Genomic DNA, 25,447 nt, shown 5'->3' with positions numbered 1-25,447 from the left:
AATAAATTTCTAGCTATGATAGAATTAGTCTGATTGTATGGGAATATTTATATTATAGAGGTGGTTTAATGAATGAGGCTTTTTATTTAAACGCGTTGCAGAAAACTTCTGCATATTGGGGAGTCGTAACCTTAGTCATGTTGGGGATTTTCTTGTTCATGTGGTTACGGGAACCACGGCGTTTAATCAATGGCATTACCTTTTCAATTTTTTTCTTTAGCTTTTTACTCGAGCTAGCAGTCCTAATCTTCAGTACCGCCAATCAACCTTTCATCATCGTGATGGGACTTATCTTTTTATTTATCCTAGGGATAATATTTCTAATTATGATTTCGATGTGGATTTTATTACTGTGGAACGCCTTCATCGTTTGGAAACGGGAAAGTCACACCTTATCCAATATGTTGACATTGTTCTTAGGTATTTTTCTAGTTATTCTCTGGTTTGCAAACTTATTCATTAGTCGACACAGTACCTTTTTACCAGATTGGTTCAATACTTTAATCAGTGGTCTACCATTCATCGGTGCATATTTGATTCTTTGTTCATATAATTTCTTAGTCAACGTCTTCTTGTACCAATTCTTCCCCAAAGGATACCAAGCCGACTATTTAATTGTTTTAGGAGCTGGCTTGATCAATGGCGATACCGTATCACGACTTTTGGGAAACCGAATCGATGCCGCCATGAAATTTGCGGATAAACAAGTTGCTAAAGGCCGAAAACGACCAAAGATCGTCTTCTCCGGTGGCCAGGGAAAAGATGAGAAACTGTCAGAAGCCAAAGCCATGTCCAATTACGCAATCGAACACGGTTGGGACAAAAATTTCGTTATCTTAGAAGACAAATCAAAGAACACCTTACAAAACATGCAGTTCTCAAAGGCAATTATCGAAGAAGATTTTGGTTCAAATTCAGCTAAAATCAAATTCTTCAGTAATAACTATCATATTTTTAGAGCTGGCTTGTATGCCAAATTAGCCGGAATTGCCGCAAATGGGGTCGGTGCACCAACTAGATTTTATTTTCTACCAAATGCTTTGATCCGTGAATTCGTAGCCGTCCTACTGATGCACAAGAAGAGACATATGATTGTCATTTCAATTATCCTTCTTCTCACTTTATTGATGGTTGCTATTACTATCTATACAAATATTATGGCCAAATAAAGAGCGGGACATAACAGGGTCATTCGAGTATTAAGACAAATAGCACCGGGTAATCTTTCTTGATTACTCGGTGCTATTTGTTTTAAGCGGAAAAGCTATGTTATGTTCCGCGTTTATACTGCAAGTTTAGTAGTAAAAAATAGTTATGTCCCAAGCTCTTTTTTTACGATAATTTTCGCTTAGTGTAAATCACAATTCGTTTAGCTTTGTTTTGATTGTAAGAATAACCAGTTACTTCACTAAATTGTTGAGCATAGCTATCAAATAATTCTTACCTTTAATGAATTTTTTTGATCAAGAATAATTTCGTCATCTTGTAGTTATAATACTGTCTTGAAAAAGCTAATAATTCGCCGTTGATTAAATACGATTCATCATTCATCAACAGACTTGGTGACCCACTTGGCATATCCATAAATTCAGCTGCTTCTTGAGGCAATGGAGCTCCCATAATCGTTTGATCGATAAAGCCAATTTGCGTATTACGACTTCTTTCAAAATATTCAAAAACTGAACCATAAAGTGATTCCTGAGGAATTTCTTTAATGATCGATTGTAAGTAATACGAATGTTCCATCAAATAAGGCTCACCATCTAATGACCGCCAACGTTTGATATCAATTAATTTTTCATCATCCCTGAAATGATGGGCTCGTGGTAGAAAATTTGCTTCTGAGGCTGGAATTATTCTTTCAGAAGCCTTGTCCGTCTTCAAGTCACGACCGATTCGTTTCATTTCCGCTGACAGACCACCTTCGTGTTCCAAGGCAATGGAGTCACTAGATTGTTGATGACGAACAAAGGTACCAACACCGTGGACTTGATATGTGTAACCCATCTCACTCAACTGTTTTAAAGCTTGACGCAAAGTGTAACGAGTAACGTCGAATTTTTCCATTAGCACCGGCTCTGAAGGCAATTTCCGATTGTTATCTACTAAAACGCCAGATTCGATTTCAGTAATAATTTTTTTAATCAAAGTATTTGTATCCAACTTCTTTGGCATTACTTGATTTTCCTTTCCAAATAAAAAACGCATCCCATTATTAATTGAGGATACGCTTTAATAATCATTATTATGATACAACATTAAGAAAGGTCTGTACCATTAGTTTCGATCACTTTATGGAACCAATCGAACGAATCTTTCTTGGAGCGTTTCAAAGTACCTTCTCCAGCATCGTTTTTATCGACGTAAATCATACCGTAACGCTTATCCATTTGGCCAGTTCCTGCCGAGACTAAATCGATAAAGCCCCAAGGAGTATAGCCCATCAGATCAACTCCATCGACTTCAACGGCCAAACGCATCTGTTCAATGTGTTTTCTCAAATAATCAATTCGATATTGATCATGAATCTTACCATCTTCAACTTTATCAAAGGCTCCCAAACCATTTTCAACAATGAAGAGTGGTAAATCGTATCTTTCACTGAACCAGTTTAAGGCGTATCTCAAGCCAACCGGATCGATTTCCCAACCCCAATCAGAACGTTCTAGGGTTGGATTCTTAACTTCATGATTCTTAGTTGGTGTCATCAAGTCAGCTGGTTCGTTCTTGTCAGCTTCAATCACGTGTGAGGCGTAATATGAGAAGCCAATGTAATCAACCACACCCGCTTTTATGACATCCAAATCACTAAGCGTGATATCCAGATCAAAATTCTTACGTTCAAAATATTTCTTCAACCAGTTAGGATATTTACCTTTGCATTGCACGTCCGCAAACCAGTAGTTAGCTTGCATGGCGCGTTGAGCTTTGAGGTTGTCCATTGGACTTGGTGTTGCGGGATAAGTTGGTCCCATGGCTAACATGCAACCAATTTTGAAATTAGGATTGATTTCATGTCCAATTTGAACTGCCATTGCACTGGCGACTGATTCGTAGTGACCAGCTTGGTACATCAATTTTTCAGCGTCTTCACCTGGTTGAACTAATATTCCTGAATTTGTGAATAATCCCCATTCGTTCAAACCAGTTTGGTTGTTGATTTCGTTGAAAGTCATCCAGTACTTAACTTTGTCTTTGTAACGCTTGAAAACGACTTTGGCAAATTTAACGAAAAAGTCGATCATCTTCCGATCACGCCAACCACCGTATTCTTTAACAAGATGATAAGGCATCTCGAAGTGGGACAAAGTGATGACTGGTTCGATGTTATATTTGTGTAACTCATCAAATAAGTCGTCATAAAATTTCAAACCAGCTTCATTAGGCTTATCCTCATCCCCATTTGGAAAAATTCGACTCCAGGCAATACTGGTTCTAAAACACTTCAAACCGAGTTCTGAGAATAATTTAACGTCTTCTTTGTAATGTCCATAAAAATCAATTGCTTCATGGTTAGGATAATTTTTGCCGGGAATTATTCCATCAGTGATCTCACGGGCAGTGTCGTTATCACCAGCGGTCATCACATCTGCAATACTAACTCCTTTATTGCCGGCATCCCAGCCCCCTTCTAATTGATGAGCGGCAACGGCGCCACCCCATAAAAATCCTTTTGGAAATCCTGTCATAAAAATGTATCCTCCTATTATTTATTAAGCAGCAACAGCTGCATTTTGTTCTTCTGTGTAAAGTTTGTTGTCATAAAACTTGATGAATGGGAACCAGATCAAGAAAGCTATCAAAGCACAGATGATAGCTAAAACAAAGGCTCGCCAATCACCACCGGAACCGATAAAGCCAGATAGACCAAGTGGAGTTGGCCAAGCAACTTGTGCAATCGGTGGATTTACCATGTGCATTTTAATGGCAAAGTATGCGACTGACATTGAAGCCATTGGTGCTAAGAAAAACGGAATGGCTGTATATGGATTGTACACTACTGGCATACCGAACAAAATCGGTTCATTGATGTTAAAGAATGCTGGTACGATACTAGCTTTTCCTAAAGCTCCTAATTGAGCTGACTTAGCAAAGAAAGCAATGAAAATTACCATTCCTAATGTTGCTCCAGAACCACCGATAGTTACGAAACAGTTGTTGAACTCACCAGCGAATGGAATGTTACCACCTTTTTGGTTAACAACCATGTTTGATAGAACAATTGGTGTTAAGAACGATGTAACGATGGTAGCTCCGTGGATACCAACGATCCAAAGTGCGTGCATCAAGAAGTAAACAACTAGTAAACCGACCCAAGTATTAGCTAAGTTAGTAACAAAACCGAATGGAATTGCGACAACTTTGTAAATGTCGGTGTTCATGGCTACTAAAGCACCATTGATTATAATAACTGTTAAAGCAATTACAGCAGTTGGAATCAAAGCGGTAAATGAACGGGCTACTCCGGCTGGAACGGTTTCTGGCATATTAATTGTCCAGTTACGTTTAACACAAAGTGCATACAATTTAACAGCGATGATGGACATGATGATAGCTGTAAAGATACCTGTAGTACCTAGACGCGTGACACCACCTGCCATTTCCCATCCATCAATAATTTTCGTATCCTTATTGATGATATTTACAAGTGTCATTGCTCCATCTTTGAAAACTAATTCTGGTAGGCACATGAAGAAGGCCATCATTGAAAGTAGTGCCCCGTTTAATGGATTGATGGAAATCTTTTCTTCTTGTGCTTGAATCTTAGTATATTCATATCCGAATACTAAACAGAAATAAAGTGACAAAATCCCCATTGTAGCTTGGTTAGCTAGCATGTATAATGGCGTAATTTTATCGAATGTTACGCTGAAGAATCCTGTCAAAGCAGGAAAACTTTGTGGTAGAACACTGATAATCAAGAACATGGAACCGACGATCGTGAAAGGAATTGTTGCCATACCAGCAGCCATAACTCCGCGAACGATTCTAAATTGCGCTAGTTTCCCCATTGGTCCCATCAAATGCTTGTTTAAAAATTGAAATAGCTTGTTGTTACTGTCATCCATGGAAATCTACACCCCTTTTATAAACTTGCCGAAAATTGTTTGATACGTTGTAAATAGCGATCACGGTTGTGTTCAATCAGGTAAATTCGATATTCTAGTAAGGCACTAATAGCTATCCCCATAGCTAAAAATCCCATTAACCAGCCGTTACTCTGATCAGTTAAGAATGGAAAGAACCAAGTCCGTTGACCAAGTGCCACACTGACAATCAAAAGCAAATTAACCACGATTTGGGCCCAATAATAAATGTGTGTAATGGTCAGAGTATTATCTGGTTTCCAATATTTTTTCACTTGTTCAATCGTAACTAATCCTGCCCCAAACAGTAAACTAGCCGCAATGATCCAAGTGTAACCACCAGTTCCAATTGAGATGATTAACCAATATAAGTTCGTAAAGAAAAAAACTGCGGTGAGATATCGGAAAACCAAATAGCGATTAAAATACATACTCTTTAGACTCAATTTTTGCCCTCCGCTTAACTCTTTGGTTGGCTTCGGTGACACCATACAATAAATCCTCCTTTCAGATTTTGCTACTCATTCGAATGAGTACTCGTTCGAATGAGTTCATGATATCAAATTAAGTATCTTTTGTAAACGGTTTCTTCAATTTCACAAAAAAAGCAATCATCCATTTTAGGACAATTGCGTTAATACGATTGTATATTTAACTTTAACTAGCAAAAAAGTTATTAACATGTGAATAACTTTTCACTATCTTTCCTTGATACCTTTCAAAACCGCCGTAGCCTCTTTAGTATTCAAAAGGTACTTATTGCGCAACAAAGTTAATATTTGTTTGGTGTCAGTGTGATTACGAACTAATTCTAAAATATCAGCTACCATACTCTTATCATTTAAAATATTGGCAACTTTTTGCCGACTTATTTTTCCGTGGTGAGTGTAAAAGTAAAAATTTATTAATACGATGGCAATTAATAAAATCCAAAACATCTGCATTCCCCCATGTCTTTTTAGTTATTGTACCAAACATATCTCTCTTAAAGATTATTTTGAAGAAAATTTACCAGCTGACTATTCTGACCATTTTTAAAAATATATTCTAAAACATCTTTTTTCATATATACACCTTTTAAAAATTCAGTTGGTAATTTTTTTAGAATATCAACCATATTAGTTTGGGCAATTTGTTTGATTTTTTGCTGCATCAAAGTATCCCTTTGCTTTCTATCAGCTGAATCCTGTGGATAACCAACATTCATCGGACCATCAAATAATTTTTCCAAAGTGTACTTCAAATTTAATTCACCTGACCAACCATAATTTAATCCTAGAGGAACTGAAGCACAATTTCCATGATTGATTCGGCCAAACAAAAAGGCATCACTCGGTGTTGGTAGATAGCCACAAGTTACATTAGGCAAACTGTTGCAAGCAATATCCATCCCGTTACCTGAACTACAGCCGGTCACTACATAATCGACTGCCTGTGAATTCAATAATAAGCCTACCAAAATCGATACTTGAACATAAGATAACATCGGATCACCTTGGAAAACCCCAAAATTAATGACCTCATCTGCTTTATCAGCTGCCGATTCAGTCGCTTTAAATAAAGCTTTATTCTTACTCATTTGAGTAGTTTCTTGGATAACCGCAATCTTCATTTTTATTTCTCCTTCTACAAAAACGTCCCATCACTACAGCCGTATAGTCGTGATTGATTTCTTTTTCTTCTTGTCCCGTTTTGAAGAAACCGTTTTTGACCCAGAAATGTTCACTTTGAGGATTTCCCTTTGCATAAGCCAATTCAACTTGCTTAAAACCATCATCTTTCAAAGTTTTCAGAACTTCTTTGAAAATTTTAGTTCCGATTCCCTTACCAGAATATTTTGCATCAACCATGAAAAGTCCAATCCAGGCCGTTATATCATCTGGGTATTTAGCAATCAGATCCATCATCGCAACTAAATTATCGCCATCAAAAAAGCCGAGATAATATTTATCGTCTTTACTTTTATTTGGTGGAACAACCGTCATATCGTGTCTGATTGTCGGCCGAGAAATTGCTGGTGGACAATACTTGAAGTAAAGTGGATTACTCTGATTAAGCTTCAAAATAATCTCTGTATCCTTAGTAACGAGTCGTCTAACCGTATACTTACTCGAAAAATCTTGTGGATTCATATTATCACCCCTCAATTAATTAAATTATATAACAAAAAAACATCCCTCGATTTGAGAGATGTTTTTGGAATCCAAAACTGGAAATAATAATATTAACGTTTTGAAAATTGTGAAGCTTTACGAGCTTTCTTAAGACCTGGTTTCTTACGTTCCTTCATACGAGGGTCACGTGTTAAGAAGCCGGCTGACTTAAGTGATGGTCTGAAATCAGGATCAACATCAAGTAAAGCTCTAGCAATACCATGTCTAATTGCTCCAGCTTGTCCTGAGAAGCCTCCACCGTTAACGTTAGCAATAACGTCATAGCTGTCTGCTGTTTCAGTAACATCTAGAGGTTGTTTCATATCAGCAATCAAATTGTCAAAAGGAATATAATCTTTGACATCACGTTTGTTGATAGTAATCTTTCCGTTTCCGGGTACTAGGCGTACACGAGCAACTGAATCCTTGCGACGACCTGTTCCGGCGTATGATACTTGTGCCAAATTCTTTTCCTCCTTAAATTAGTTTGTTGATATCCAACATTTCTGGATTTTGTGCTTGATGGCCATGTTCTGAACCTGCATATACATGCAACTTCTTGATTTCTTGACGACCAAGAGTGTTCTTAGGCAACATGCCACGAATAGAATCTTCAACGAATTTTTCAGGCTTTGTAGCTTGTTTTTCGCCGGCACTAATGCTCTTCAACCCACCTGGGTGATCTGAATGAGAATAGTAAATCTTATTCTTAGCTTTCTTACCTGTTAATCTAACTTTATCTGCATTGATGACAATAACATTGTCACCAGTATCAACGTTAGGTGTGTAAGTTGGTTTGTTCTTACCTCTTAAGATAGAAGCAACAACAGATGAAAGTCTACCTAAGACAACATCTTCACCGTCAATTACATACCATTTACGTTCAACTTCACTTGCTTTTGCTAATGGTGTTGTACGCATAATTTCCTCCAGTTTCTACGTCTGTTTGACAACTCAATAAGTTTCCGGGGCTTATCGTGGGGCAAACAATACCAGTTACAATAATACTTGGATTCTACCTCCAAGTCAATAATTATCCACAGATTATTTAATAAAAAACTTGTTTCAAATATAAGCCACTGGCTTGTGCTGTCCCTCTAGCTTGTTGACGATCCTTAACCTCATATAATCGCAGAAAGTCATGAACATCACGACGACCATTACCAATCTCCAGTAAGGTAGCGACGAGAATTCGAACCATATTATATAGGAAGCCATTTCCTGTAAACTCAAAAACTAATTCATTGTTCTCTTTATTATACTCAACTGTTGCTGAATAGATAGTTCTAACTTTGTAATCGATCACGCCACCAGCAGCCGCAAAGCTAGTAAAATCGTGTTCTCCCACAACATCCTGCAACGCAATTTTTATTTTTTCCACATCGATTGGATATGGATAATGGCCTGTGTAAAACCGTTTGAATGGATCAGTATAGTGACCTAGATCCACTCGATACATGTAAGTTTTCTTCTTAACGTTAAAACGAGCATGAAAATTTGAATCGACAATTTCAGACTTTTTCACTAAAACATCTAGCGGCATCAAAGTATTAATCGCCCGCAACATACTGTCGGGGTCAAGTTCTCTAGGATAGTCAAAATGAACCACTTGTCCCAAAGCGTGAACACCAGCATCGGTCCTGCCTGAAGCAAAAACTTTTATCTCTTCACCTGTGGCAGCGATTTTTGTAATAGCTTTTTCTAGAACACCTTCAACTGTCCGTAAATCTTTTTGTTTTTGAAAACCATGAAACTTCGTTCCATCATAAGCAATCGTTAATTTGTATCTAGTCGTCATAAATCAATAACTCCGAATCAATAATAAAATAATCGTTACAACAGCCATGAATAAGACTGTAATATTATCACGCTTGTCCCAATTCAACACTCGATACTTACTTCTACCTTCACCATCTTTATAACCACGTGATTCCATAGCAATGGCTAAATCGTAAGCAATTGAAAAACTGCTGACAAACAAAGGTATCAAAATTGGTACAAATGACTTGATTCGTTTAATCAATCCACCTTCACCAAAGTCCACCCCACGAGCTCTTTGGGCATCCATAATTTTAGTTGTCTCATCAACTAACAGTGGCACAAATCTTAAAGCAATCGACAACATTAAAGCTACTTGCGTAACTGGAAAATTGACCTTCTTCAAGGGCTTCAAAATGCTCTCGATTGAGTCGGAAATCTCGATTGGGGTCGTTGTCAGTGTTAACAGAGTCGAGATAAAAATAATTAAAATAAACCGAATAAAAATATAAGAAGCAATGACCATACCTTCTTTGGATAAAGTCAAAATCCCCCAGTGCCAAAGCGGATGATCACTCGGCGTAAAGAATAGTTGCAGCAAAACTGTAAACAAAATCAGCCAAATAATTGGCTTAAGGCCTTTAATAAAGAAGCCTAGGTTGATCTTCGATAAGTAGACTGCAAATAATACAAAAGCCATGAGAAACGCATATGAAGCCACGTTATTTGCCAGAAACACGATTCCAACAAAATAGAATGTTAATAAAAATTTACCACGAGGATCCAAACGATAAATTAAAGAGTCCCCGGGCAAATATCGTCCCATAATTAGTTTATTCATGTCTACCTCACTTGTTGTTTAATCTCACTTGCCAATTGCGTGACAGTTATTGGTAACTTTGAAAAAGCAAATCCTTTTTTGGCCAAATCTTGAGCGAATTGAGCGCTCTTAGGTAGTGTCAACCAATCGTTATCTAGCAATGTTTGATTATTGAACACGTCGACTGGTTTTCCACTGCCGACTAATTTACCCTGGTTCATGACTGCCATCTCATCTGCGTAATCAGCGACATCATCCATATTGTGCGTAATTAATATAATCGTTCTGCCATCTTCGTTCAACCCCTTAAACAAATCCATGATTTCACGACGTCCAACTGGATCCAAGCCAGCTGTCGGTTCATCTAGAATAATCGTTTCCGGACGACTTGCCAAAACTCCTGCAATTGCCACTCGCCGCATTTGTCCACCTGACAGATCAAAGGGTGACTTTTGCAAATAATCTGCGTCCATTCCGACTAATTTTATCGTTTCCTCGGCAGCAGCTTTTGCTTCATCCTCAGTCGCGCCAAAATTCATTGGGCCAAACATAATATCTTTTTCCACAGTCTCCTCAAATAACTGACTTTCAGGAAATTGAAATACCATACCAACATCTTTACGTAATGGTTTTAGATTCTTGTTATTCGTTTCAGGAGTAATTACTCGTTTACCCACTGTAATCGTTCCAGAAGTCGGTTTTAATAAAGCATTGATGTGCCGAACTAAGGTCGACTTACCACTACCGGTTTGACCAACTATAGCAGTAAATTTCTTATCCTGGATCTTCAAAGAAACATCATCCAAACCAAGATTTGCTACTGGACTGTTAACATCATACGAATGTGTTACTTGTTTGAACGTAATTTCCATAATTTATCCATTAGCTCCTCTTCATTTAAATAGCCTGTAGGCAACTTCAGTGAATCTCTTAACTGAGACATCAATTTACTGGAAAATGGCTCCTCAAGCCCAAAATGGGTTAAATCAGACCCCAAGTTATAGATAGTTGTTGGATCTCCATCTTCAACTATTTGTCCAGAATTCAAGACTATTATTCTTTGAGACAATTCAGTTTCAGAAATATCATGGGTAATTGAAAGAATCGTCAAATCTTGTTTGGTCCGTAAATCCTTCACCAGATCTAAAACAGTCTGTCGTCCTTCAGGATCTAACATACTAGTTGATTCATCCATAATAATTATTTGAGGTCTAGTCGCTAATACCCCAGCAATTGCCACTCTTTGTTTCTGTCCACCAGATAGCGATTGCGGGTCACGCTTCTTGAAATCAATCATCTTTACTAATTCCAATGCATGATCAACTTCTTTAACCATTTGTTCTTTGGGCATACCTTGATTTTCCAATCCAAAGGCAACATCATCTTCAACCGTTGCCCCAACAAATTGATGATCTGGATTTTGAAAAACGATTCCAATTTTTGAACGAATATTCCAAATATTTTCTTCAGACAAAATTTGTCCATCAATTTCAATACTACCTGAATCAGCTTCAATTAAACCATCAATCAATTTAGTTAAAGTAGATTTGCCACTACCATTTTTCCCAACGATTGAAACCCACTGATTCTTTTCAATATCTAATGAGACATCTTTGATAGCCTGAGTCTTAGCTTCTGGATAAGTGTAATTTAAGTTTTTGATCGAAATAATATTCTCCAAGGCTTATCTCCTCAAAACGTGTTACATATATAATAACTAAAATCAATACGTAAAAAAACAAAAAAAGCGTAAAAAAAAATCATTCGATAAATTAGTGTCCCCTGTTAAAGAGATCTCAGAGATAGACTTGGTTGAAACAACCATCATCTTAACACTCACTAATTTATCAGAATGACTGATTTTTTAATGATTAATAAACAATTATTATTAAACTAATTCAATAATAACCATTGGTGCTGCGTCTCCACGACGTGGAGCAGTCTTCAAAATACGTGTGTATCCACCATTACGTTCTTTGTAACGAGGTGCGATGTCACTGAATAATTTTTGAAGAGCTGATTGAACAACAACTGCATCATCTTCTTCTGAAATGTTAGCAACTTCGTTTCTAACATAAGCAGCAGCTTGACGACGAGCATGTAAATCTCCGCGTTTACCTAAGGTTATCATCTTTTCTGTTGTACGACTGATCTCTTTAGCACGAGTTTCAGTTGTTACAATGTGTTCATTAATGATTAAATCAGTAGTTAAATCGCGCAACATTGCTTTTCTTTGTGAACTGTTACGTCCTAATTTACGGTAGCCCATGTCTATACCTCCTGTTTGAATTTGATATAATTAGTCTTCTTGCTTTAATGATAATCCAAGATCAGCAAGCTTTTCTTTAACCTCAACGAGTGACTTACGTCCAAGATTACGGACACGCATCATATCTGCTTCGGATTTTTCAGTAAGCTCTTGCACAGTATTAATACCGGCACGCTTCAAACAATTATATGAACGAACTGATAAGTCAAGTTCTTCAATAGTCATTTCAAGTTTCTTCTCTTTTTGAGTTTCCTCTTTTTCGATCATCATGTCAGCACTCTTAGCTTCTTCAGTAAGGTTAACAAAACTTGTAAGATGTTCTGTTAAAATCTTAGCTGACAAACTAATAGCTTCGCGTGGTCCAATTGAACCATTTGTCCAGATATCGATTGTTAATTTGTCGAAGTCGTTTCTCTTACCCACACGAGTGTTTTCAACTTGATAGTTAACTTTTTCTACGGGTGTAAAAATTGAGTCAACTGGAAGAACACCAATAGGTGTTTCGTCCGTCTTATTTTGTTCTGCAGGAGTATATCCACGACCATTAATAACTGTCATTTGCATGTGGAAGTGTCCAGCCTCTGCAACAGTACAAATAAATTGTTCTGGATCGAGGATTTCTAAATCATCATCAGCTTTAATGTCTTCAGCAGTAACTGTGGCTGGACCGACAACGTCGATTTCAGCTTTCAAACTATCATCCGCATAGGATTTTAATTTTAATTTCTTAACGTTTAACACAATTTGTGTAACGTCTTCAATTACGCCATCAACAGCTGAAAACTCATGCAATACACCATCTATTTGAATATCAGATACCGCTGTTCCGGGTAACGATGCTAATAAAACTCTACGTAATGAATTACCTAAAGTTGTACCATAACCTCTTTCAAGCGGTTCGATAATATACTTGCCGTAATCTTTACTTTCTTCAACAGAAGTAATGGTTGGCTTTTCAAATTCGATCATTCGGTTAGTTCCCCTTTCAAAACGAAATGTGTGTAGCTTAGTTCATATGGGTATGCAACCATTCTATACACGACGACGCTTTGGAGGACGAGAACCATTGTGAGGAACTGGTGTAACATCACGAATAGCAGTGATTTCCAAACCAGTTGCTTGTAATGAACGGATTGCAGCTTCACGACCGGAGCCAGGACCCTTAACAGCTACTTCAACTGTCTTCATACCATGTTCCATTGATTCTTTAGCAGCAGCTTCACCAGCCATTTGTGCAGCAAATGGTGTTGATTTACGACTACCTTTGAATCCTAATGCACCAGCAGATGACCATGAAACGGCATTACCGTTAACATCAGTGATCATAACAAGTGTATTGTTGAATGTGGAGTGGATATGTGCAACACCAGATTCAATATGCTTCTTAGTACGGCGCTTACGACCTTTAGTTTGTGCCATGATTAACCTCCTATCTTATTCTTATTACTTTTTCTTACCTGCAATGGCAGTCTTCTTGCCCTTACGAGTTCTTGCGTTGTTCTTTGTGTTTTGTCCACGAACTGGCAAACCACGACGGTGTCTCATACCACGATATGAGCCAATTTCTTGTAGTCTCTTGATGTTCATACTTACTTCACGACGTAAGTCACCTTCGACACGAATCTTATCAACTTCTGCACGAATTTTTTCTTCTTGATCAGGAGTTAAGTCTCTTGTACGAATATCCTCTGATACATCGGCATTTTTCAATACCTTTTGAGCTGTTGTATTGCCGATACCAAAAATGTATGTTAAAGCAACAACAATTCTCTTATCACGAGGCAAATCTACACCTGCTATACGAGCCATTAATCAATGCACCTCCTATTAAATTATCCTTGTCTTTGTTTGTGCTTTGGATCTGCAGAGCAAATAACCATGACGCGACCGCGTCTCTTAATTACTTTACAGTGTTCGCACATAGGTTTAACGGATGGTCTTACTTTCATATTGTGGAACCTCCATTCCATTAAAAAACTTATTATCTATATCTATATGTAATTCTTCCCTTGGTTAAATCATAAGGGGATAATTCCACGGTAACCTTATCACCGGGTAAAATTCTAATGTAGTGCATACGGATTTTACCTGACACATGAGCTAAAATTGTAGCCCCGTTTTCAAGCTTTACCTTAAACATTGCATTGGGCAATGTTTCTGAAATTGTACCTTCTACTTCAATGACATCTTCTTTTGCCAAAGATATTAACCTCCATACGGGATGAAATTATTATGCATATACTGGCGAATTATACAATAATTTTCCATATATGTAAACATTCAAAGCAAAAAGTCTTACAGACTTTGTAAAACTTTTTTAACTTCGTTATAAACTTCATCTATTTCTTGTTCACCATTGATCTTGTATAACAAGTTCAACTTGTCATAAAAATCAATTAATGGTGTATTCATTTCAATATTAACTTTTAATCTATTCTTAACAGTTTCTGGTTTATCGTCCTCACGTTGATAGAAGTCATGGCCGCCACAGACGTCGCATGTTCCTTCAACCTTAGTAGGATTGTAAATCTTATGATAAGTTGCTCCGCACTTAGAACAAATATATCTTCCAGATAAGCGATCAACTAATGTTTCAGGCTTAACATCAATATAGATGACAGCATCTATAGGTTTGTTTACATTCTTTGCAATTGTCTGTAAAGCGTTAGCCTGTTCAAGAGTTCTCGGAAATCCATCTAACATATATCCGTCTTTTTGAACGTCTTCTTCAGATAGACGATCTTGAACGATTCCTTCAGTAACATCATCAGGAACAAGTTCACCTTTATCGATGAACCCTTTAGCTTTTAGGCCAATTTCTGTCTTATTAGCCATCGCAGCTCTGAACATGTCACCTGTTGAAATATGAACAACTTTAAAATCTTCAACAATCTTTTCAGCTTGAGTACCTTTACCAGCACCAGGTAATCCCATCAATACAATATTCATTGTCACATCTCCAATTATCTAATAAATCCAACGTATTCACGCTTCATCAAAAGACCACGTAATTGACGATCCATTTCCAAAGCAACACCAACAATGATCAATAAACTCGTACCACCTAATCCGATGGATTGAGGTAGATTGAACAAGTTAGCAGCTAACAATGGAAGTAATGAAACTAAACCAAGGAATACAGATCCAACAGTTGATAATTTCATCAGTACACCTGACATGAACTTGATTGTTTCATTACCAGGCCAAATCCCAGGGATATAAGCCCCTTGTTTTTGTAGGTTTTCTGCAAGCTTTTCAGGATTTACTTGAACAAATGCATAGAAGAAAGTAAACAATACAATCAACAATGTATAGAGAAGAGAACCTGTAGTAGTCTGCATACTGAATATTTCGGTTAATACTTGATACCATTGATCTCCACTGTGATTTGCTTGAAACGCCATCAAAATTGTTTGAGGCGTAACAATAAATGAACTAGCGAAGATAACAGGAATAACACCAGCAACGTTAACCTTCAATGGTAGAAAACTTTCACTACCACTACCTGCTGCACGTCTTGTGTATTGAATAGGAATTCTTCTATTTGCTTGTTGTACATATGTAACAAATTGCACAACAATCAAAATGATTACTACTAGAGCAACCAAGAATCCAATATTCTTAGCAAGATCAGCAGAACTAGAGTTTGTAATATAATCACGGTAAATTTCCTTGATTCCACTTGGGAATCTGGCAATAATACCAGCGAAGATGATTACAGAAACACCATTACCCAAACCTTTATCAGTGATTTGCTCACCGATCCAAGTTAAAAGCATGGTACCACCAGTTAAGATAATACCAATGGTAACAAAAGCTCTCACGTTAGGAGATTTAACCAATCCTAAACCACTTAAAGTGTTAAAACCGGCTGTAATACCGATTGACTGAACAAAACCTAAAACAATCGTCAAATATCTCGTTACTTGATTTAACTTTCTACGACCAACTTCACCTTGTTTACTCCACTCTACAAATTTGGGAACAATGTCCATTTGTAGAAGTTGAACAACAATTTGGGCCGTGATGAATGGTGAAACACCCATTGAGAAAATAGAGTAGTTTGAAAGACCACCACCGGTTACAGTATCCAATAGGGGAACTAACCCTGTAGAACCAACTTTGTCCATTGCTGCGGCATTAACGCCGGGCACTGTAATTTGTGATCCCAAACGATATATAACAAGTAACATCAAGGTAAACAGAATCTTCTTACGAATTTCTTTTACCTTTAGAGCATCTCTGATAGTTCCAAGCATTAGATCACCTCTACAGTGCCACCAGCGGCTTCAATTGCTTTAGTTGCTGCTTCAGATGCCTTGGCAACTTTAACAGTCAACTTAGCGCTAACCTCACCGTTAGCAAGCAACTTAACACCATTATATTCTTTTTTAACGATTCCAGCTGCCTTCAATGTTTCAACATTAACTTCAGCACCATCGCTAAATTTGCTTAAATCGCTTAGGTTAACAATAGCATATTCCTTGCGGTTGATGTTATTGAAACCACGTTTTGGCATACGACGGAATAAAGGCATTTGTCCACCTTCAAAACCGATACGTGTCTTACCACCTGATCTAGCTAATTGACCTTTTTGTCCACGACCAGCAGTTTTACCAGTACCACTTGAAGTACCACGACCTAGACGCTTTCTAGCATGTCTTGAGCCTGCACTTGGCTTAAGTTCGTTTAGTTCCATTATTGCACCTCCTAATCTTTGAATATTTTATTAATCTTTAACTTCTTCAACGCTTACTAAATGAGCGATTTTACGTACAGCACCACGAATTGCGGGATCATCCGGCTTAACAACAGAACTTGAAACTCTTGCGAGTCCTAATTCTTTAACTGTCTTACGTTGAGCAGGAAGGCGGTGAGCTGCACTTCTAATTAGAGTAATTTTAAGTTTAGCCATTATTACGCACCTTTCTTCTAGTTAAGCAATTCTTGAGCTGAGATACCGCGCATGTCAGCAACGCTTTCAGCAGTTTTAAGTTGTTTTAATCCTTCGATTGTTGCACGAATTACGTTGATAGGTGTGTTTCTTCCAAGTGACTTACTTGTAACATCACCAACACCAGCTAATTCGATAACGGCACGAACAGCACCACCAGCAGCAATACCAGAACCTTCTTCAGCAGGCTTCAACATGATTCTACCAGCACCGTAAGTACCGATAACTTCATGAGGAATTGTTGAACCAACCATAGGAACGTTGATAAGGTTCTTCTTAGCATCTTCGACAGCTTTACGAATAGCTTCTGGAACTTCTTGAGCTTTACCAGTACCGAAACCTACGTGACCATTCTTGTCACCAACGATAACGATAGCAGCAAAACGTAGACGGCGTCCACCTTTAACAACCTTAGTAACACGGTTGATTGAGACAACGCGATCTTCTAATTCTAATTGAGATGGATCGATATATGTCATAAATTTGGTTTCCTCCTTCTAGAATTTTAATCCATTTTCACGAGCTGCTTCAGCTAGGCTTTGTACACGACCATGGTAGAGGTATCCGCCACGATCAAATACTACTTCACTGATTTTTGCTTCTTGAGCTCTTTTGGCAATCAAAGCACCAACAGCTTGAGCTTGTTCAACTTTTGAACCGTCTTTAATGTCTTTATCAAGAGTTGAGGCACTTGCTAGCGTTACACCCTTTACGTCATCAATAATTTGAGCGTAAATGTTTTTATTCGAACGGAATACGTTTAAGCGTGGGCGCTCAGCAGTACCAGAGATTTTTGCACGGATACGTCTTTGACGCTTTTGGCGTGCTTTGTTTTTGTCTGGTTTTGTAATCACAATTTTCACCTCATAGATTTATTTACTATTTACCAGTTTTACCTTCTTTACGACGTACATATTCGTCAACATAACGAATACCTTTACCCTTATAAGGTTCTGGAGGACGTACATCGCGGATAACAGCTGCAAATTGACCAACCTTTTGCTTGCTGATACCAGAAATGTTGATTTCAGTATTTGAAGGTGATTCGATCTTGATACCTTCTGGTGCATCCATAACTACAGGATGTGAGAAACCTACTGTAAGTGTAAGTGTATTACCTTTAACTTGTGCACGGTAACCAACACCTCTTAGTTCAAGCTTCTTTTCGTAGCCTTTTGTAACACCGATAACCATATTGTTAAGGTTTGAACGCATTGTACCATGTAAAGCTTTGTCATTGTCGCTTTCACGTGTGAACTTAGCTTCGTTGCCTTCAAGACTTAACTTGATTTTAGAATTAAATTCTCTTGTTAATTCACCCTTAGGGCCTTTAACAGTAATATTTTCGCCATTTTGAGTAACTGTAACACCTTCTGGAATTTCAATTACTTTATATCCGATACGACTCAAATTCGTGCACCTCCTTACTTATTTAAATGTATTACCAAACGTAAGCAATTACTTCTCCACCCACGTGTTGTGCGCGAGCTTGTTTGTCAGTAATTACACCTTTTGAAGTTGAAAGAATAGCGATACCTAATCCATTAAGAACCTTTGGTACGTTATCTGAATCAACATAACTACGTAGACCTGGTCTTGAAATACGTTTCAAGCCGGAAATAACGCGTTGTTGATCGTTACCATATTTTAAGAAAATACGAAGTACGTTTTGCTTGTTGTCTTCAATAACTTCGTAATCCTTGATAAATCCTTCATTTTTTAGAATTTCTGTCATGCTCTTCTTAATGTTTGAAGCAGGCACTTCTAGAGATTCATGTTTAACCATGTTAGCGTTACGAATACGTGTTAAGTAATCCGCAATAGGATCTGTCATGACCATTTAATTTACCTCCTTTATTATATTAAAATCTTACCAGCTAGCTTTTTTCATACCAGGGATTTGACCTTCATGAGCCAATTGACGAAGGCAAAGTCGGCAAAGCTTGAACTTACGATATACAGAATGTGGACGTCCACAGCGTTCGCAACGTGTATAAGCTTGTGATGAGAACTTTGCGGGTCTATGATTACGTACGATTTGTGATTTCTTAGCCAATGAATTTACCTCCTAATTTATTTTGCGAATGGCATACCGATTTGTGTTAATAGTTCACGTGATTCTTCATCAGTATTTGCTGTTGTAACAATAACGATGTCCAATCCACGAATCTTGTTAACCTTATCGTAGTCAATTTCTGGGAAAACCAATTGTTCTTTAATACCTAGTGTGTAGTTACCACGGCCATCAAATGAACGAGTACTTACACCACGGAAGTCACGAACACGTGGTAGAGCAATGTTGATTAATTTGTCAAGGAAGTCGTACATACGGTCACCACGTAGTGTAACCTTAGCACCGATTGACATACCTTCACGAAGTCTGAAACCAGCGATTGATTTCTTAGCCTTTGTGATTAGTGGCTTTTGACCAGCAATCAAGCCAAGTTCTTCAACAGCTTCATCAAGGTTCTTTGAGTTAGCGATGGCATCACCAACACCCATGTTTAGAACGATCTTGTCTAATTTAGGTGTTTCCATGATTGATGAGTAGTTGAACTTCTTCATCATTGATGGTGTGATTTCACTATCATACTTTTCTTTTAAAGCGTTAGCCATTTAGTTTTCTCCTTTCTTATTTATCTTCTTTTTTATCAGTTGTTTTACTTACAACTTTAACGTTAGTTGCGCTAATAGGTCTTTCAACGTCAACAATTCCACCTTGGGGTTGAGCATTGCTTGGCTTAGAGTGTTTCTTAACAACATTTACGCCTTCAACGATAACTTTGTTGACACTTGGCATAGCCTTTTTAACTACACCAGTTTTGCCTTTGGCATCGCCAGCGATAACTTTGACATTGTCTCCAGTTTTTACAAACACTATTCAGCACCTCCTGAATTATATTGATCTTTTTATAGCACTTCTGGTGCTAGAGATACGATCTTCATAAAATCGTTATCACGTAGTTCACGAGCAACAGGTCCGAAAATACGAGTTCCTCTAGGTGTTTTATCAGCATTAATAATAACTGCAGCATTCTCATCAAATCTGATGTAAGAACCATCTGCACGGTGAGCTCCTGATACAGTTCTTACGATAACTGCCTTGACAACATCACCCTTTTTAACAACGCCACCTGGTGTTGCTTGTTTGACTGTAGCAACAATAACATCACCGATGTTAGCTGTCTTACGGTTTGAACCACCAAGAACTTTAATTGTTAGAATTTCACGGGCTCCAGAGTTATCTGCAACTTTTAGACGACTTTCTTGTTGAATCATGTTTTGGCCCTCCTCTCATCAGTTATAGTCTAAATCTTGACTGCTTTTTCGACGATTTCTAATAAACGGAAGCGCTTTGTCTTTGACAAAGGTCGAGTTTCCATGATACGTACAATATCGTTAACTTTAGCTTCGTTGTTATCGTCTTGAACGTAATATTTCTTAGAATATCTAACACGCTTGCCATAAACTGGGTGTGTTTTGTAAGTTTCAACAACAACAACGATTGTCTTATCCATTTTATCTGAAACGACGCGTCCTTGATATACTTTACGATGGTTACGAGTTTGTGTTTCGCTCAACTTGATATCCCCTTCCTGTTTATTATTTTTCGTTATTCTTTTGATTTTGAGCTGTTCTTAATCTTGCGATGTTCTTTCTTACGGCCTTAAGACGGGCAGTGTTTTCCAATTGACCAGTAGCTTGTTGGAAACGCAAGTTGAATAGTTCTTCTTTATATTCTTTAACTTTGTCTTGCAATTGAGCAGCAGTAAGCTCTTTGATTTCACTAGCCTTCATCAGCGCCACCTACTTCCTCACGTTTTACAAACTTAGTTCTTACAGGTAGTTTGTGTGATGCAAGTCTCAATGCTTCACGAGCAACTTCTTCTGAAACGCCACCGATTTCAAACAAAACCTTTTCGCGTTTAACAGGAGCTACCCATCCAGCTGGAGCACCTTTACCATTACCCATACGAACACCTACACCTTTTGCAGTGTATGATTTATGAGGGAAGATTTTAATCCAAACCTTACCACCACGCTTCATATAACGAGTCATAGCAACACGAGATGCTTCAATTTGTCTATTTGTGATCCAGCTTGAATCAAGTGCCTTCAAACCATATTCACCAAATGTAACAGTTTTTCCACCTTTAGCTTCTCCGCGCATCTTTCCACGGAATTCACGACGGTGTTTTACACGTTTTGGTACTAGCATAGATTATTCTCCTTTCCCTTCAGATTTTTGATCATCATGTTGTGGTTTAGCAGGTAAGATTTCACCACGATAAATCCAAGTTTTAACACCTAAATTACCATAAGTTGTCTTAGCTTCAACCCAAGCATAATCGATATCTGCACGCAATGTGTGCAAAGGAACAGTTCCTTCTGTATGCCATTCACGACGAGCCATATCAGCACCGTTTAAACGACCAGAAATTTGTACCTTGATACCTTTAGCACCGGCACGTCTTGAACGTTGAACTGCTTGACGTTGTGCACGTCTGAAAGCAATACGAGCTTCAAGTTGACGAGCAATGCTTTCACCAACCAATTTTGCATCTAAATCAGGTTTCTTGATTTCGATGATGTTGATGTGAATGTTTCTGTTAGTTAAATTATTTAGTTCATTACGTAATTTTTCAACTTCAGAACCACCTTTACCGATAACCATACCTGGTTTAGCGGTATGAATTGAAACTGTAACGTTCTTTGCAGTACGTTCAATTTCGATTCTTGATACGGAAGCATTTGAAAGTTTGTCTTCAATATACTTACGAATTCTAAGGTCTTCATGTAAAAATGTTGAAAAGTCTTTATTGTTTGCATACCATTTGGCATCCCAGTCACGGATAACACCGACACGGAATCCGACTGGATTAATCTTTTGACCCACTCAAGTTACCTCCAATACTATTCTTTTTCACTTACTACAACTGTAATGTGACTTGTTCTCTTGTTAATTGGTGATGCTGAACCCTTAGCTCTAGGACGGAAACGTTTTAGAGTTGGTCCTTCGTCAACGAATGCTTCGCTAACGAATAGGTTTTGTGCATCTAAATCAAAGTTATGTTCTGCGTTTGCAATTGCTGACTTAAGAGCTTTAGCAATAATTGGAGAGCCTGCTCTTGGTGTGAATTGCAAAATTGCAAGTGCCTCAGCAGCATTCTTGCCTCTGATTAGATCAATAACAAGGCGAGCCTTACGAGGAGCAATACGTACGTTAGTAACTCTAGCTGTTGCAGATGTAATTTCTTGTTCTGCCATCATTTAAGTCTCCCTTCTTATTTCTTAACTGTCTTCTTGTCATCAGTAGCATGACCGTGGAATGTACGTGTTGGAACGAATTCGCCCAACTTGTGGCCAACCATATCTTCTTGGATATAAACTGGAACGTGCTTACGACCATCATGAACTGCGATTGTGTATCCTACGAAACTAGGAAAAATTGTTGAACGTCTTGACCATGTTTTGATAACTGACTTCTTATCAGAGTCTGCTTGAGCATCGATCTTCTTTAGAAGGTGTGCATCAGCAAATGGTCCTTTTTTTAAACTACGACTCATCTTATGTCCTCCTTATATTATTCTAATGAATAGTCTACTTACCTTTTCTATGACGAACGATAAGTCTTTCAGATTTGGCACGTGATGAACGAGTCTTCTTACCCAAGGTCTTCTTACCCCATGGTGACATTGGTGATGGATGACCGATAGGAGCTTTACCTTCACCACCACCGTGTGGGTGATCGTTAGGGTTCATAACTGAACCACGAACTGTAGGTCTCATACCTAACCAACGCTTACGTCCAGCTTTACCAATCTTAATAAGTTCATGTTGTTCATTACCAATTGAACCAACAGTAGCACGGCAAGTTGAAAGAATCATACGAACTTCACCAGAAGGTAAACGTAATAGTGAGTATTTACCATCTCTACCTAATAATTGAACAGATGTACCAGCGGAACGGCCTAGTTGACCACCCTTACCAGGTTTCAATTCAACGTTGTGTAGAACTGTACCAACAGGGATATCTGCAAGTGCAAGTGCGTTACCAGGTTTGATATCTGCATCTTTACCAGATTCAACGATTTGCCCTACTTCAAGGCCCTTAGGAGCTAAGATATATGACTTAACACCGTCAGAATAGTGAAGCAATGCAATATTTGCTGTACGATTTGGATCATATTCAATAGATTTTACTGTAGCTTTAACACCGTCTTTGATACGTTTGAAATCAATAACACGGTACTTTTGTTTGTGTCCACCACCACGGTGACGAACTGTAATATGACCGTATGAGTTACGACCAGCTGTATGGCTTTGTGATTCTAAAAGTGTCTTTTCAGGAGTTGTCTTAGTAATTTCTGAAAAGTCAGAACCTGTCATATTACGACGACCGTTTGTGGTTGGTTTATACTTGATAATCGCCATTATTTGACCTCCTTATTTATTTCTCGTCTTCGAAAATCTTAATTTCATCTGAATCTGCTGTAAGAGTAACGATAGCCTTACGACGTTTTGCTGTAAAACCAACATAACGACCTTGGCGCTTCTTCTTACCAGAAACATTCATGATGTTTACTTGTTTAACTTTTACACCGAAAACTTCTTCAACAGCTTGTCTAACAAGAACTTTGTTAGCATCTAAAGCAACATCGAAAGTATATTTCTTATCGCTCATAGCATCCATTGAGCTTTCAGTGATTACGGGGCGAATAATTACGTCTCTTGCGTTCATTATCCAAGCACCTCCTCAATTTTAGAAAGTGCTGCTTGTGTAACAACTAACTTGTTTGCGTTAATAACGTCAAGCACGTTAACACCTTCTGGAGCAACAACCTTAACTTTATCAATGTTTCTTGCTGATAAAGCAACGTTGTCGTTACCATCTTCAACAACTACAAGAGCTTTGTTGTCAACACCTACTTTGTTTAGTAATTGTGCGAAAGCTTTTGTACTTGGTTTGTCGTATGAAATTGAGTCAATAACGATTAGGTTACTGTCAGCAGCCTTTTGTGAAAGAACAGACTTCAATGCCAAGCGGCTAACCTTCTTTGGAAGGTGATATGAATAAGATCTTGGTGTAGGGCCGAATACGACACCACCACCTACCCATTGAGGTGATCTGATTGAACCTTGACGAGCACGACCAGTACCTTTTTGGCGCCATGGCTTTCTTCCACCACCACGGACTTCGGAACGGTTCTTAACATCATGAGTACCTTGTCTCATTGATGCACGTTGCATAATAACTGCATCTGTAACAACACTGTCGTTTGGTTCAATACCAAAAACTTCGTCTTTTACATCTACAGCACCGTTTTCAGCACCGTTATCTTTGTAAGCTGTGATTTTTGTCATAACTCATTTCCTCCTTCCTATTTTTGATTAGCTTTAACAGCTGTTTGGATTTTAACTAATGATTTGTTTGCTCCGGGTACATTACCCTTGATCATAATTGCGTTATGTTCAGCATCAACTTTAACGATTTCTAGGTTTTGTGTAGTAACACGGTTGTTACCCATACGACCTGGAAGCATCTTACCTTTGAATACTCGGTTAATGATAGCACCCATTGAACCAGCAACACGGTGATATCTAGAACCGTGAGTTTCAGGTCCTCTAGCTTGACCGAATCTCTTGATGTTACCTTGCATTCCGTGTCCCTTAGTTGTTCCTGTAACGTCGACAATATCACCAGAATTAAATGTATCTACTGTAACTTCAGCACCTAATTCGTAGTCTCCCATTTCAACATCGCGGAATTCGCGAATGTAACGTTTAGGAGTTGTATTTGCCTTTTGTGCATGACCCTTGGCAGGTTTGTTTGACAATACTTCACGCAAGTCATCCAAGCCTAGTTGTACGGCTTCATAACCATCATTTTCAACTGTTTTAAGTTGCATAACAACATTTGGTGTTGCTTCAACAACTGTAACGGGAACTAATTCACCATTGTCAGTAAAAATTTGAGTCATTCCGACTTTTTTACCAAGAATTCCTTTTTTGGCCATGTTTGCACCTCCAATAATTTATTTGTAATAATTATAATTTAATTTCAATGTCAACACCTGATGGTAGATCCAACTTCATAAGTGAATCAACCGTCTTCTTTGTTGGGTTAACAACGTCGATAAGTCTTTTATGTGTACGCATTTCGAATTGTTCTCTAGAATCCTTATGCTTGTGTGGTGAAGCTAACACTGTATATAGTGAACGCTCTGTTGGCAAAGGAATTGGTCCTGAAATTGTAGCACCAGTTCTTTTTGCAGTTTCCACAATCTTGTCAGCTGATTGATCTAGAATACGATGTTCATAAGCCTTTAAACGAATGCGAATTTTTTGACTTGCCATGGGGTTACCTCCTTTTTGTCTCTTTCAAGATGACCGGCTCCGTGAAAA

At 38.1% G+C, this 25,447-nt stretch carries 43 protein-coding genes; 1 reads left to right on the top strand and 42 read right to left on the bottom strand.

What is annotated here, in order from left to right:
• The first annotated feature begins 68 nt into the window (after positions 1–68).
• Positions 69–1,169: a YdcF family protein gene (locus U8521_RS07755; RefSeq protein WP_334352363.1), complete on the top strand. Its 1,101-nt coding sequence runs from the start codon at positions 69–71 to the stop codon at positions 1,167–1,169.
• A gap of 277 nt (positions 1,170–1,446) precedes the next feature.
• Here U8521_RS07755 and U8521_RS07750 read toward each other — a convergent pair whose 3' ends face one another.
• The 42 genes from U8521_RS07750 to rpsJ all read right to left on the bottom strand — a co-directional run bounded on the left by U8521_RS07750 (position 1,447) and on the right by rpsJ (position 25,399).
• Positions 1,447–2,175, bottom strand: coding sequence for a GntR family transcriptional regulator (locus U8521_RS07750; RefSeq protein ID WP_334331709.1), 729 nt, complete (start codon positions 2,173–2,175; stop codon positions 1,447–1,449).
• 83 nt (positions 2,176–2,258) lie between these two features.
• On the bottom strand, positions 2,259–3,689 hold the full coding sequence (locus U8521_RS07745) for a 6-phospho-beta-glucosidase (protein WP_334352362.1): 1,431 nt from the start codon (positions 3,687–3,689) through the stop codon (positions 2,259–2,261).
• Between the two features lie 24 nt (positions 3,690–3,713).
• Positions 3,714–5,069, bottom strand: a complete 1,356-nt coding sequence (gene celB, locus U8521_RS07740) for a PTS cellobiose transporter subunit IIC (protein ID WP_334352361.1) — start codon at positions 5,067–5,069, stop codon at positions 3,714–3,716.
• Positions 5,070–5,086: 17 nt separating this feature from the next.
• Positions 5,087–5,578: a hypothetical protein gene (locus tag U8521_RS07735; protein WP_334352360.1), complete on the bottom strand. Its 492-nt coding sequence runs from the start codon at positions 5,576–5,578 to the stop codon at positions 5,087–5,089.
• A gap of 207 nt (positions 5,579–5,785) precedes the next feature.
• Positions 5,786–6,025 (bottom strand): hypothetical protein, encoded by a 240-nt coding sequence (locus U8521_RS07730; RefSeq protein WP_334352359.1) that lies wholly within the window; start codon positions 6,023–6,025, stop codon positions 5,786–5,788.
• 47 nt (positions 6,026–6,072) lie between these two features.
• Positions 6,073–6,699, bottom strand: coding sequence for an RpiB/LacA/LacB family sugar-phosphate isomerase (locus tag U8521_RS07725; RefSeq protein ID WP_334352358.1), 627 nt, complete (start codon positions 6,697–6,699; stop codon positions 6,073–6,075).
• Entirely contained in the window at positions 6,659–7,219 is a 561-nt protein-coding gene (locus U8521_RS07720; protein WP_334352357.1) for a GNAT family N-acetyltransferase, read from the bottom strand. Before U8521_RS07720 ends, U8521_RS07725 begins: the two co-directional genes overlap by 41 nt.
• A gap of 92 nt (positions 7,220–7,311) precedes the next feature.
• A complete protein-coding gene (rpsI, locus tag U8521_RS07715; RefSeq protein ID WP_010018559.1) occupies positions 7,312–7,704 on the bottom strand; it encodes a 30S ribosomal protein S9 in 393 nt (130 codons plus the stop codon).
• 13 nt (positions 7,705–7,717) lie between these two features.
• The gene (gene rplM, locus U8521_RS07710; protein ID WP_334331716.1) at positions 7,718–8,161 is read right to left on the bottom strand and encodes a 50S ribosomal protein L13; all 444 of its coding nucleotides are present in this window, start codon (positions 8,159–8,161) and stop codon (positions 7,718–7,720) included.
• A 127-nt stretch (positions 8,162–8,288) separates the two neighbouring features.
• Positions 8,289–9,038, bottom strand: coding sequence for a tRNA pseudouridine(38-40) synthase TruA (gene truA / locus U8521_RS07705; RefSeq protein ID WP_334352356.1), 750 nt, complete (start codon positions 9,036–9,038; stop codon positions 8,289–8,291).
• Between the two features lie 3 nt (positions 9,039–9,041).
• Entirely contained in the window at positions 9,042–9,839 is a 798-nt protein-coding gene (locus U8521_RS07700; RefSeq protein WP_334352355.1) for an energy-coupling factor transporter transmembrane component T family protein, read from the bottom strand.
• Between the two features lie 2 nt (positions 9,840–9,841).
• On the bottom strand, positions 9,842–10,690 hold the full coding sequence (locus U8521_RS07695; protein WP_334352354.1) for an energy-coupling factor transporter ATPase: 849 nt from the start codon (positions 10,688–10,690) through the stop codon (positions 9,842–9,844).
• Complete coding sequence (locus tag U8521_RS07690) at positions 10,666–11,499, bottom strand: energy-coupling factor ABC transporter ATP-binding protein (protein WP_334331720.1); 834 nt, start codon at positions 11,497–11,499, stop codon at positions 10,666–10,668. The genes U8521_RS07695 and U8521_RS07690 overlap by 25 nt, the downstream gene beginning before the upstream one ends.
• A gap of 207 nt (positions 11,500–11,706) precedes the next feature.
• Positions 11,707–12,087 (bottom strand): 50S ribosomal protein L17, encoded by a 381-nt coding sequence (gene rplQ / locus U8521_RS07685; protein ID WP_057738774.1) that lies wholly within the window; start codon positions 12,085–12,087, stop codon positions 11,707–11,709.
• Positions 12,088–12,117: 30 nt separating this feature from the next.
• Complete coding sequence (locus tag U8521_RS07680; RefSeq protein ID WP_334352353.1) at positions 12,118–13,056, bottom strand: DNA-directed RNA polymerase subunit alpha; 939 nt, start codon at positions 13,054–13,056, stop codon at positions 12,118–12,120.
• Between the two features lie 63 nt (positions 13,057–13,119).
• Complete coding sequence (rpsK, locus tag U8521_RS07675; protein WP_025084429.1) at positions 13,120–13,506, bottom strand: 30S ribosomal protein S11; 387 nt, start codon at positions 13,504–13,506, stop codon at positions 13,120–13,122.
• Between the two features lie 24 nt (positions 13,507–13,530).
• A complete protein-coding gene (rpsM, locus tag U8521_RS07670) occupies positions 13,531–13,896 on the bottom strand; it encodes a 30S ribosomal protein S13 (protein WP_334331721.1) in 366 nt (121 codons plus the stop codon).
• 23 nt (positions 13,897–13,919) lie between these two features.
• Positions 13,920–14,036 (bottom strand): 50S ribosomal protein L36, encoded by a 117-nt coding sequence (rpmJ, locus tag U8521_RS07665; protein WP_010018546.1) that lies wholly within the window; start codon positions 14,034–14,036, stop codon positions 13,920–13,922.
• A gap of 32 nt (positions 14,037–14,068) precedes the next feature.
• Entirely contained in the window at positions 14,069–14,287 is a 219-nt protein-coding gene (gene infA / locus U8521_RS07660; protein WP_025084427.1) for a translation initiation factor IF-1, read from the bottom strand.
• 95 nt (positions 14,288–14,382) lie between these two features.
• Positions 14,383–15,036, bottom strand: coding sequence for an adenylate kinase (locus tag U8521_RS07655; protein ID WP_334331722.1), 654 nt, complete (start codon positions 15,034–15,036; stop codon positions 14,383–14,385).
• Positions 15,037–15,050: 14 nt separating this feature from the next.
• Entirely contained in the window at positions 15,051–16,346 is a 1,296-nt protein-coding gene (gene secY / locus U8521_RS07650; protein ID WP_135372670.1) for a preprotein translocase subunit SecY, read from the bottom strand.
• A complete protein-coding gene (gene rplO, locus U8521_RS07645; protein ID WP_135372668.1) occupies positions 16,346–16,786 on the bottom strand; it encodes a 50S ribosomal protein L15 in 441 nt (146 codons plus the stop codon). Before rplO ends, secY begins: the two co-directional genes overlap by 1 nt.
• A gap of 30 nt (positions 16,787–16,816) precedes the next feature.
• Positions 16,817–17,002, bottom strand: coding sequence for a 50S ribosomal protein L30 (gene rpmD, locus U8521_RS07640; protein ID WP_135372666.1), 186 nt, complete (start codon positions 17,000–17,002; stop codon positions 16,817–16,819).
• Positions 17,003–17,019: 17 nt separating this feature from the next.
• Complete coding sequence (gene rpsE / locus U8521_RS07635; RefSeq protein WP_135372664.1) at positions 17,020–17,520, bottom strand: 30S ribosomal protein S5; 501 nt, start codon at positions 17,518–17,520, stop codon at positions 17,020–17,022.
• 18 nt (positions 17,521–17,538) lie between these two features.
• Positions 17,539–17,904: a 50S ribosomal protein L18 gene (gene rplR / locus U8521_RS07630; protein WP_334352352.1), complete on the bottom strand. Its 366-nt coding sequence runs from the start codon at positions 17,902–17,904 to the stop codon at positions 17,539–17,541.
• Between the two features lie 16 nt (positions 17,905–17,920).
• A complete protein-coding gene (gene rplF, locus U8521_RS07625; RefSeq protein WP_334331724.1) occupies positions 17,921–18,451 on the bottom strand; it encodes a 50S ribosomal protein L6 in 531 nt (176 codons plus the stop codon).
• Between the two features lie 31 nt (positions 18,452–18,482).
• The gene (rpsH, locus tag U8521_RS07620; RefSeq protein WP_334352351.1) at positions 18,483–18,881 is read right to left on the bottom strand and encodes a 30S ribosomal protein S8; all 399 of its coding nucleotides are present in this window, start codon (positions 18,879–18,881) and stop codon (positions 18,483–18,485) included.
• 30 nt (positions 18,882–18,911) lie between these two features.
• Entirely contained in the window at positions 18,912–19,097 is a 186-nt protein-coding gene (locus U8521_RS07615) for a type Z 30S ribosomal protein S14 (protein WP_010018530.1), read from the bottom strand.
• 17 nt (positions 19,098–19,114) lie between these two features.
• Entirely contained in the window at positions 19,115–19,657 is a 543-nt protein-coding gene (gene rplE / locus U8521_RS07610) for a 50S ribosomal protein L5 (protein WP_334331725.1), read from the bottom strand.
• Positions 19,658–19,673: 16 nt separating this feature from the next.
• Entirely contained in the window at positions 19,674–19,919 is a 246-nt protein-coding gene (gene rplX / locus U8521_RS07605; RefSeq protein ID WP_057738753.1) for a 50S ribosomal protein L24, read from the bottom strand.
• Between the two features lie 32 nt (positions 19,920–19,951).
• Positions 19,952–20,320, bottom strand: a complete 369-nt coding sequence (rplN, locus tag U8521_RS07600; protein ID WP_135372654.1) for a 50S ribosomal protein L14 — start codon at positions 20,318–20,320, stop codon at positions 19,952–19,954.
• 29 nt (positions 20,321–20,349) lie between these two features.
• Positions 20,350–20,622 carry a 30S ribosomal protein S17 gene (gene rpsQ, locus U8521_RS07595; protein WP_025084416.1) on the bottom strand — a complete coding sequence of 91 codons (273 nt, stop codon included), beginning with the start codon at positions 20,620–20,622 and terminating at the stop codon, positions 20,350–20,352.
• Positions 20,623–20,644: 22 nt separating this feature from the next.
• Complete coding sequence (rpmC, locus tag U8521_RS07590; RefSeq protein ID WP_010018524.1) at positions 20,645–20,839, bottom strand: 50S ribosomal protein L29; 195 nt, start codon at positions 20,837–20,839, stop codon at positions 20,645–20,647.
• A complete protein-coding gene (rplP, locus tag U8521_RS07585) occupies positions 20,829–21,260 on the bottom strand; it encodes a 50S ribosomal protein L16 (RefSeq protein WP_334331726.1) in 432 nt (143 codons plus the stop codon). The genes rpmC and rplP overlap by 11 nt, the downstream gene beginning before the upstream one ends.
• A 3-nt stretch (positions 21,261–21,263) precedes the next feature.
• A complete protein-coding gene (gene rpsC, locus U8521_RS07580) occupies positions 21,264–21,938 on the bottom strand; it encodes a 30S ribosomal protein S3 (RefSeq protein WP_334331727.1) in 675 nt (224 codons plus the stop codon).
• 17 nt (positions 21,939–21,955) lie between these two features.
• Complete coding sequence (rplV, locus tag U8521_RS07575; RefSeq protein WP_010018520.1) at positions 21,956–22,309, bottom strand: 50S ribosomal protein L22; 354 nt, start codon at positions 22,307–22,309, stop codon at positions 21,956–21,958.
• Between the two features lie 17 nt (positions 22,310–22,326).
• On the bottom strand, positions 22,327–22,608 hold the full coding sequence (rpsS, locus tag U8521_RS07570; RefSeq protein ID WP_041501334.1) for a 30S ribosomal protein S19: 282 nt from the start codon (positions 22,606–22,608) through the stop codon (positions 22,327–22,329).
• Between the two features lie 34 nt (positions 22,609–22,642).
• On the bottom strand, positions 22,643–23,476 hold the full coding sequence (gene rplB, locus U8521_RS07565) for a 50S ribosomal protein L2 (protein ID WP_334331728.1): 834 nt from the start codon (positions 23,474–23,476) through the stop codon (positions 22,643–22,645).
• Positions 23,477–23,492: 16 nt separating this feature from the next.
• Entirely contained in the window at positions 23,493–23,783 is a 291-nt protein-coding gene (gene rplW / locus U8521_RS07560; RefSeq protein ID WP_135372644.1) for a 50S ribosomal protein L23, read from the bottom strand.
• Positions 23,783–24,406 (bottom strand): 50S ribosomal protein L4, encoded by a 624-nt coding sequence (rplD, locus tag U8521_RS07555; protein ID WP_334331729.1) that lies wholly within the window; start codon positions 24,404–24,406, stop codon positions 23,783–23,785. The genes rplW and rplD overlap by 1 nt, the downstream gene beginning before the upstream one ends.
• Before the next feature lie 17 nt (positions 24,407–24,423).
• Positions 24,424–25,059: a 50S ribosomal protein L3 gene (gene rplC / locus U8521_RS07550; RefSeq protein WP_334331730.1), complete on the bottom strand. Its 636-nt coding sequence runs from the start codon at positions 25,057–25,059 to the stop codon at positions 24,424–24,426.
• A 31-nt stretch (positions 25,060–25,090) separates the two neighbouring features.
• Complete coding sequence (gene rpsJ, locus U8521_RS07545) at positions 25,091–25,399, bottom strand: 30S ribosomal protein S10 (RefSeq protein ID WP_025084408.1); 309 nt, start codon at positions 25,397–25,399, stop codon at positions 25,091–25,093.
• Between the last annotated feature and the right edge of the window lie 48 nt (positions 25,400–25,447).

This window comes from Companilactobacillus miaonis (genome assembly GCF_036913615.1).
In the GTDB taxonomy this organism is placed as follows: Bacteria; Bacillota; Bacilli; order Lactobacillales; family Lactobacillaceae; genus Companilactobacillus.
Note: the sequence above shows the minus strand (reverse complement) of the source record. Positions and strands in the feature narration are given on the sequence as shown.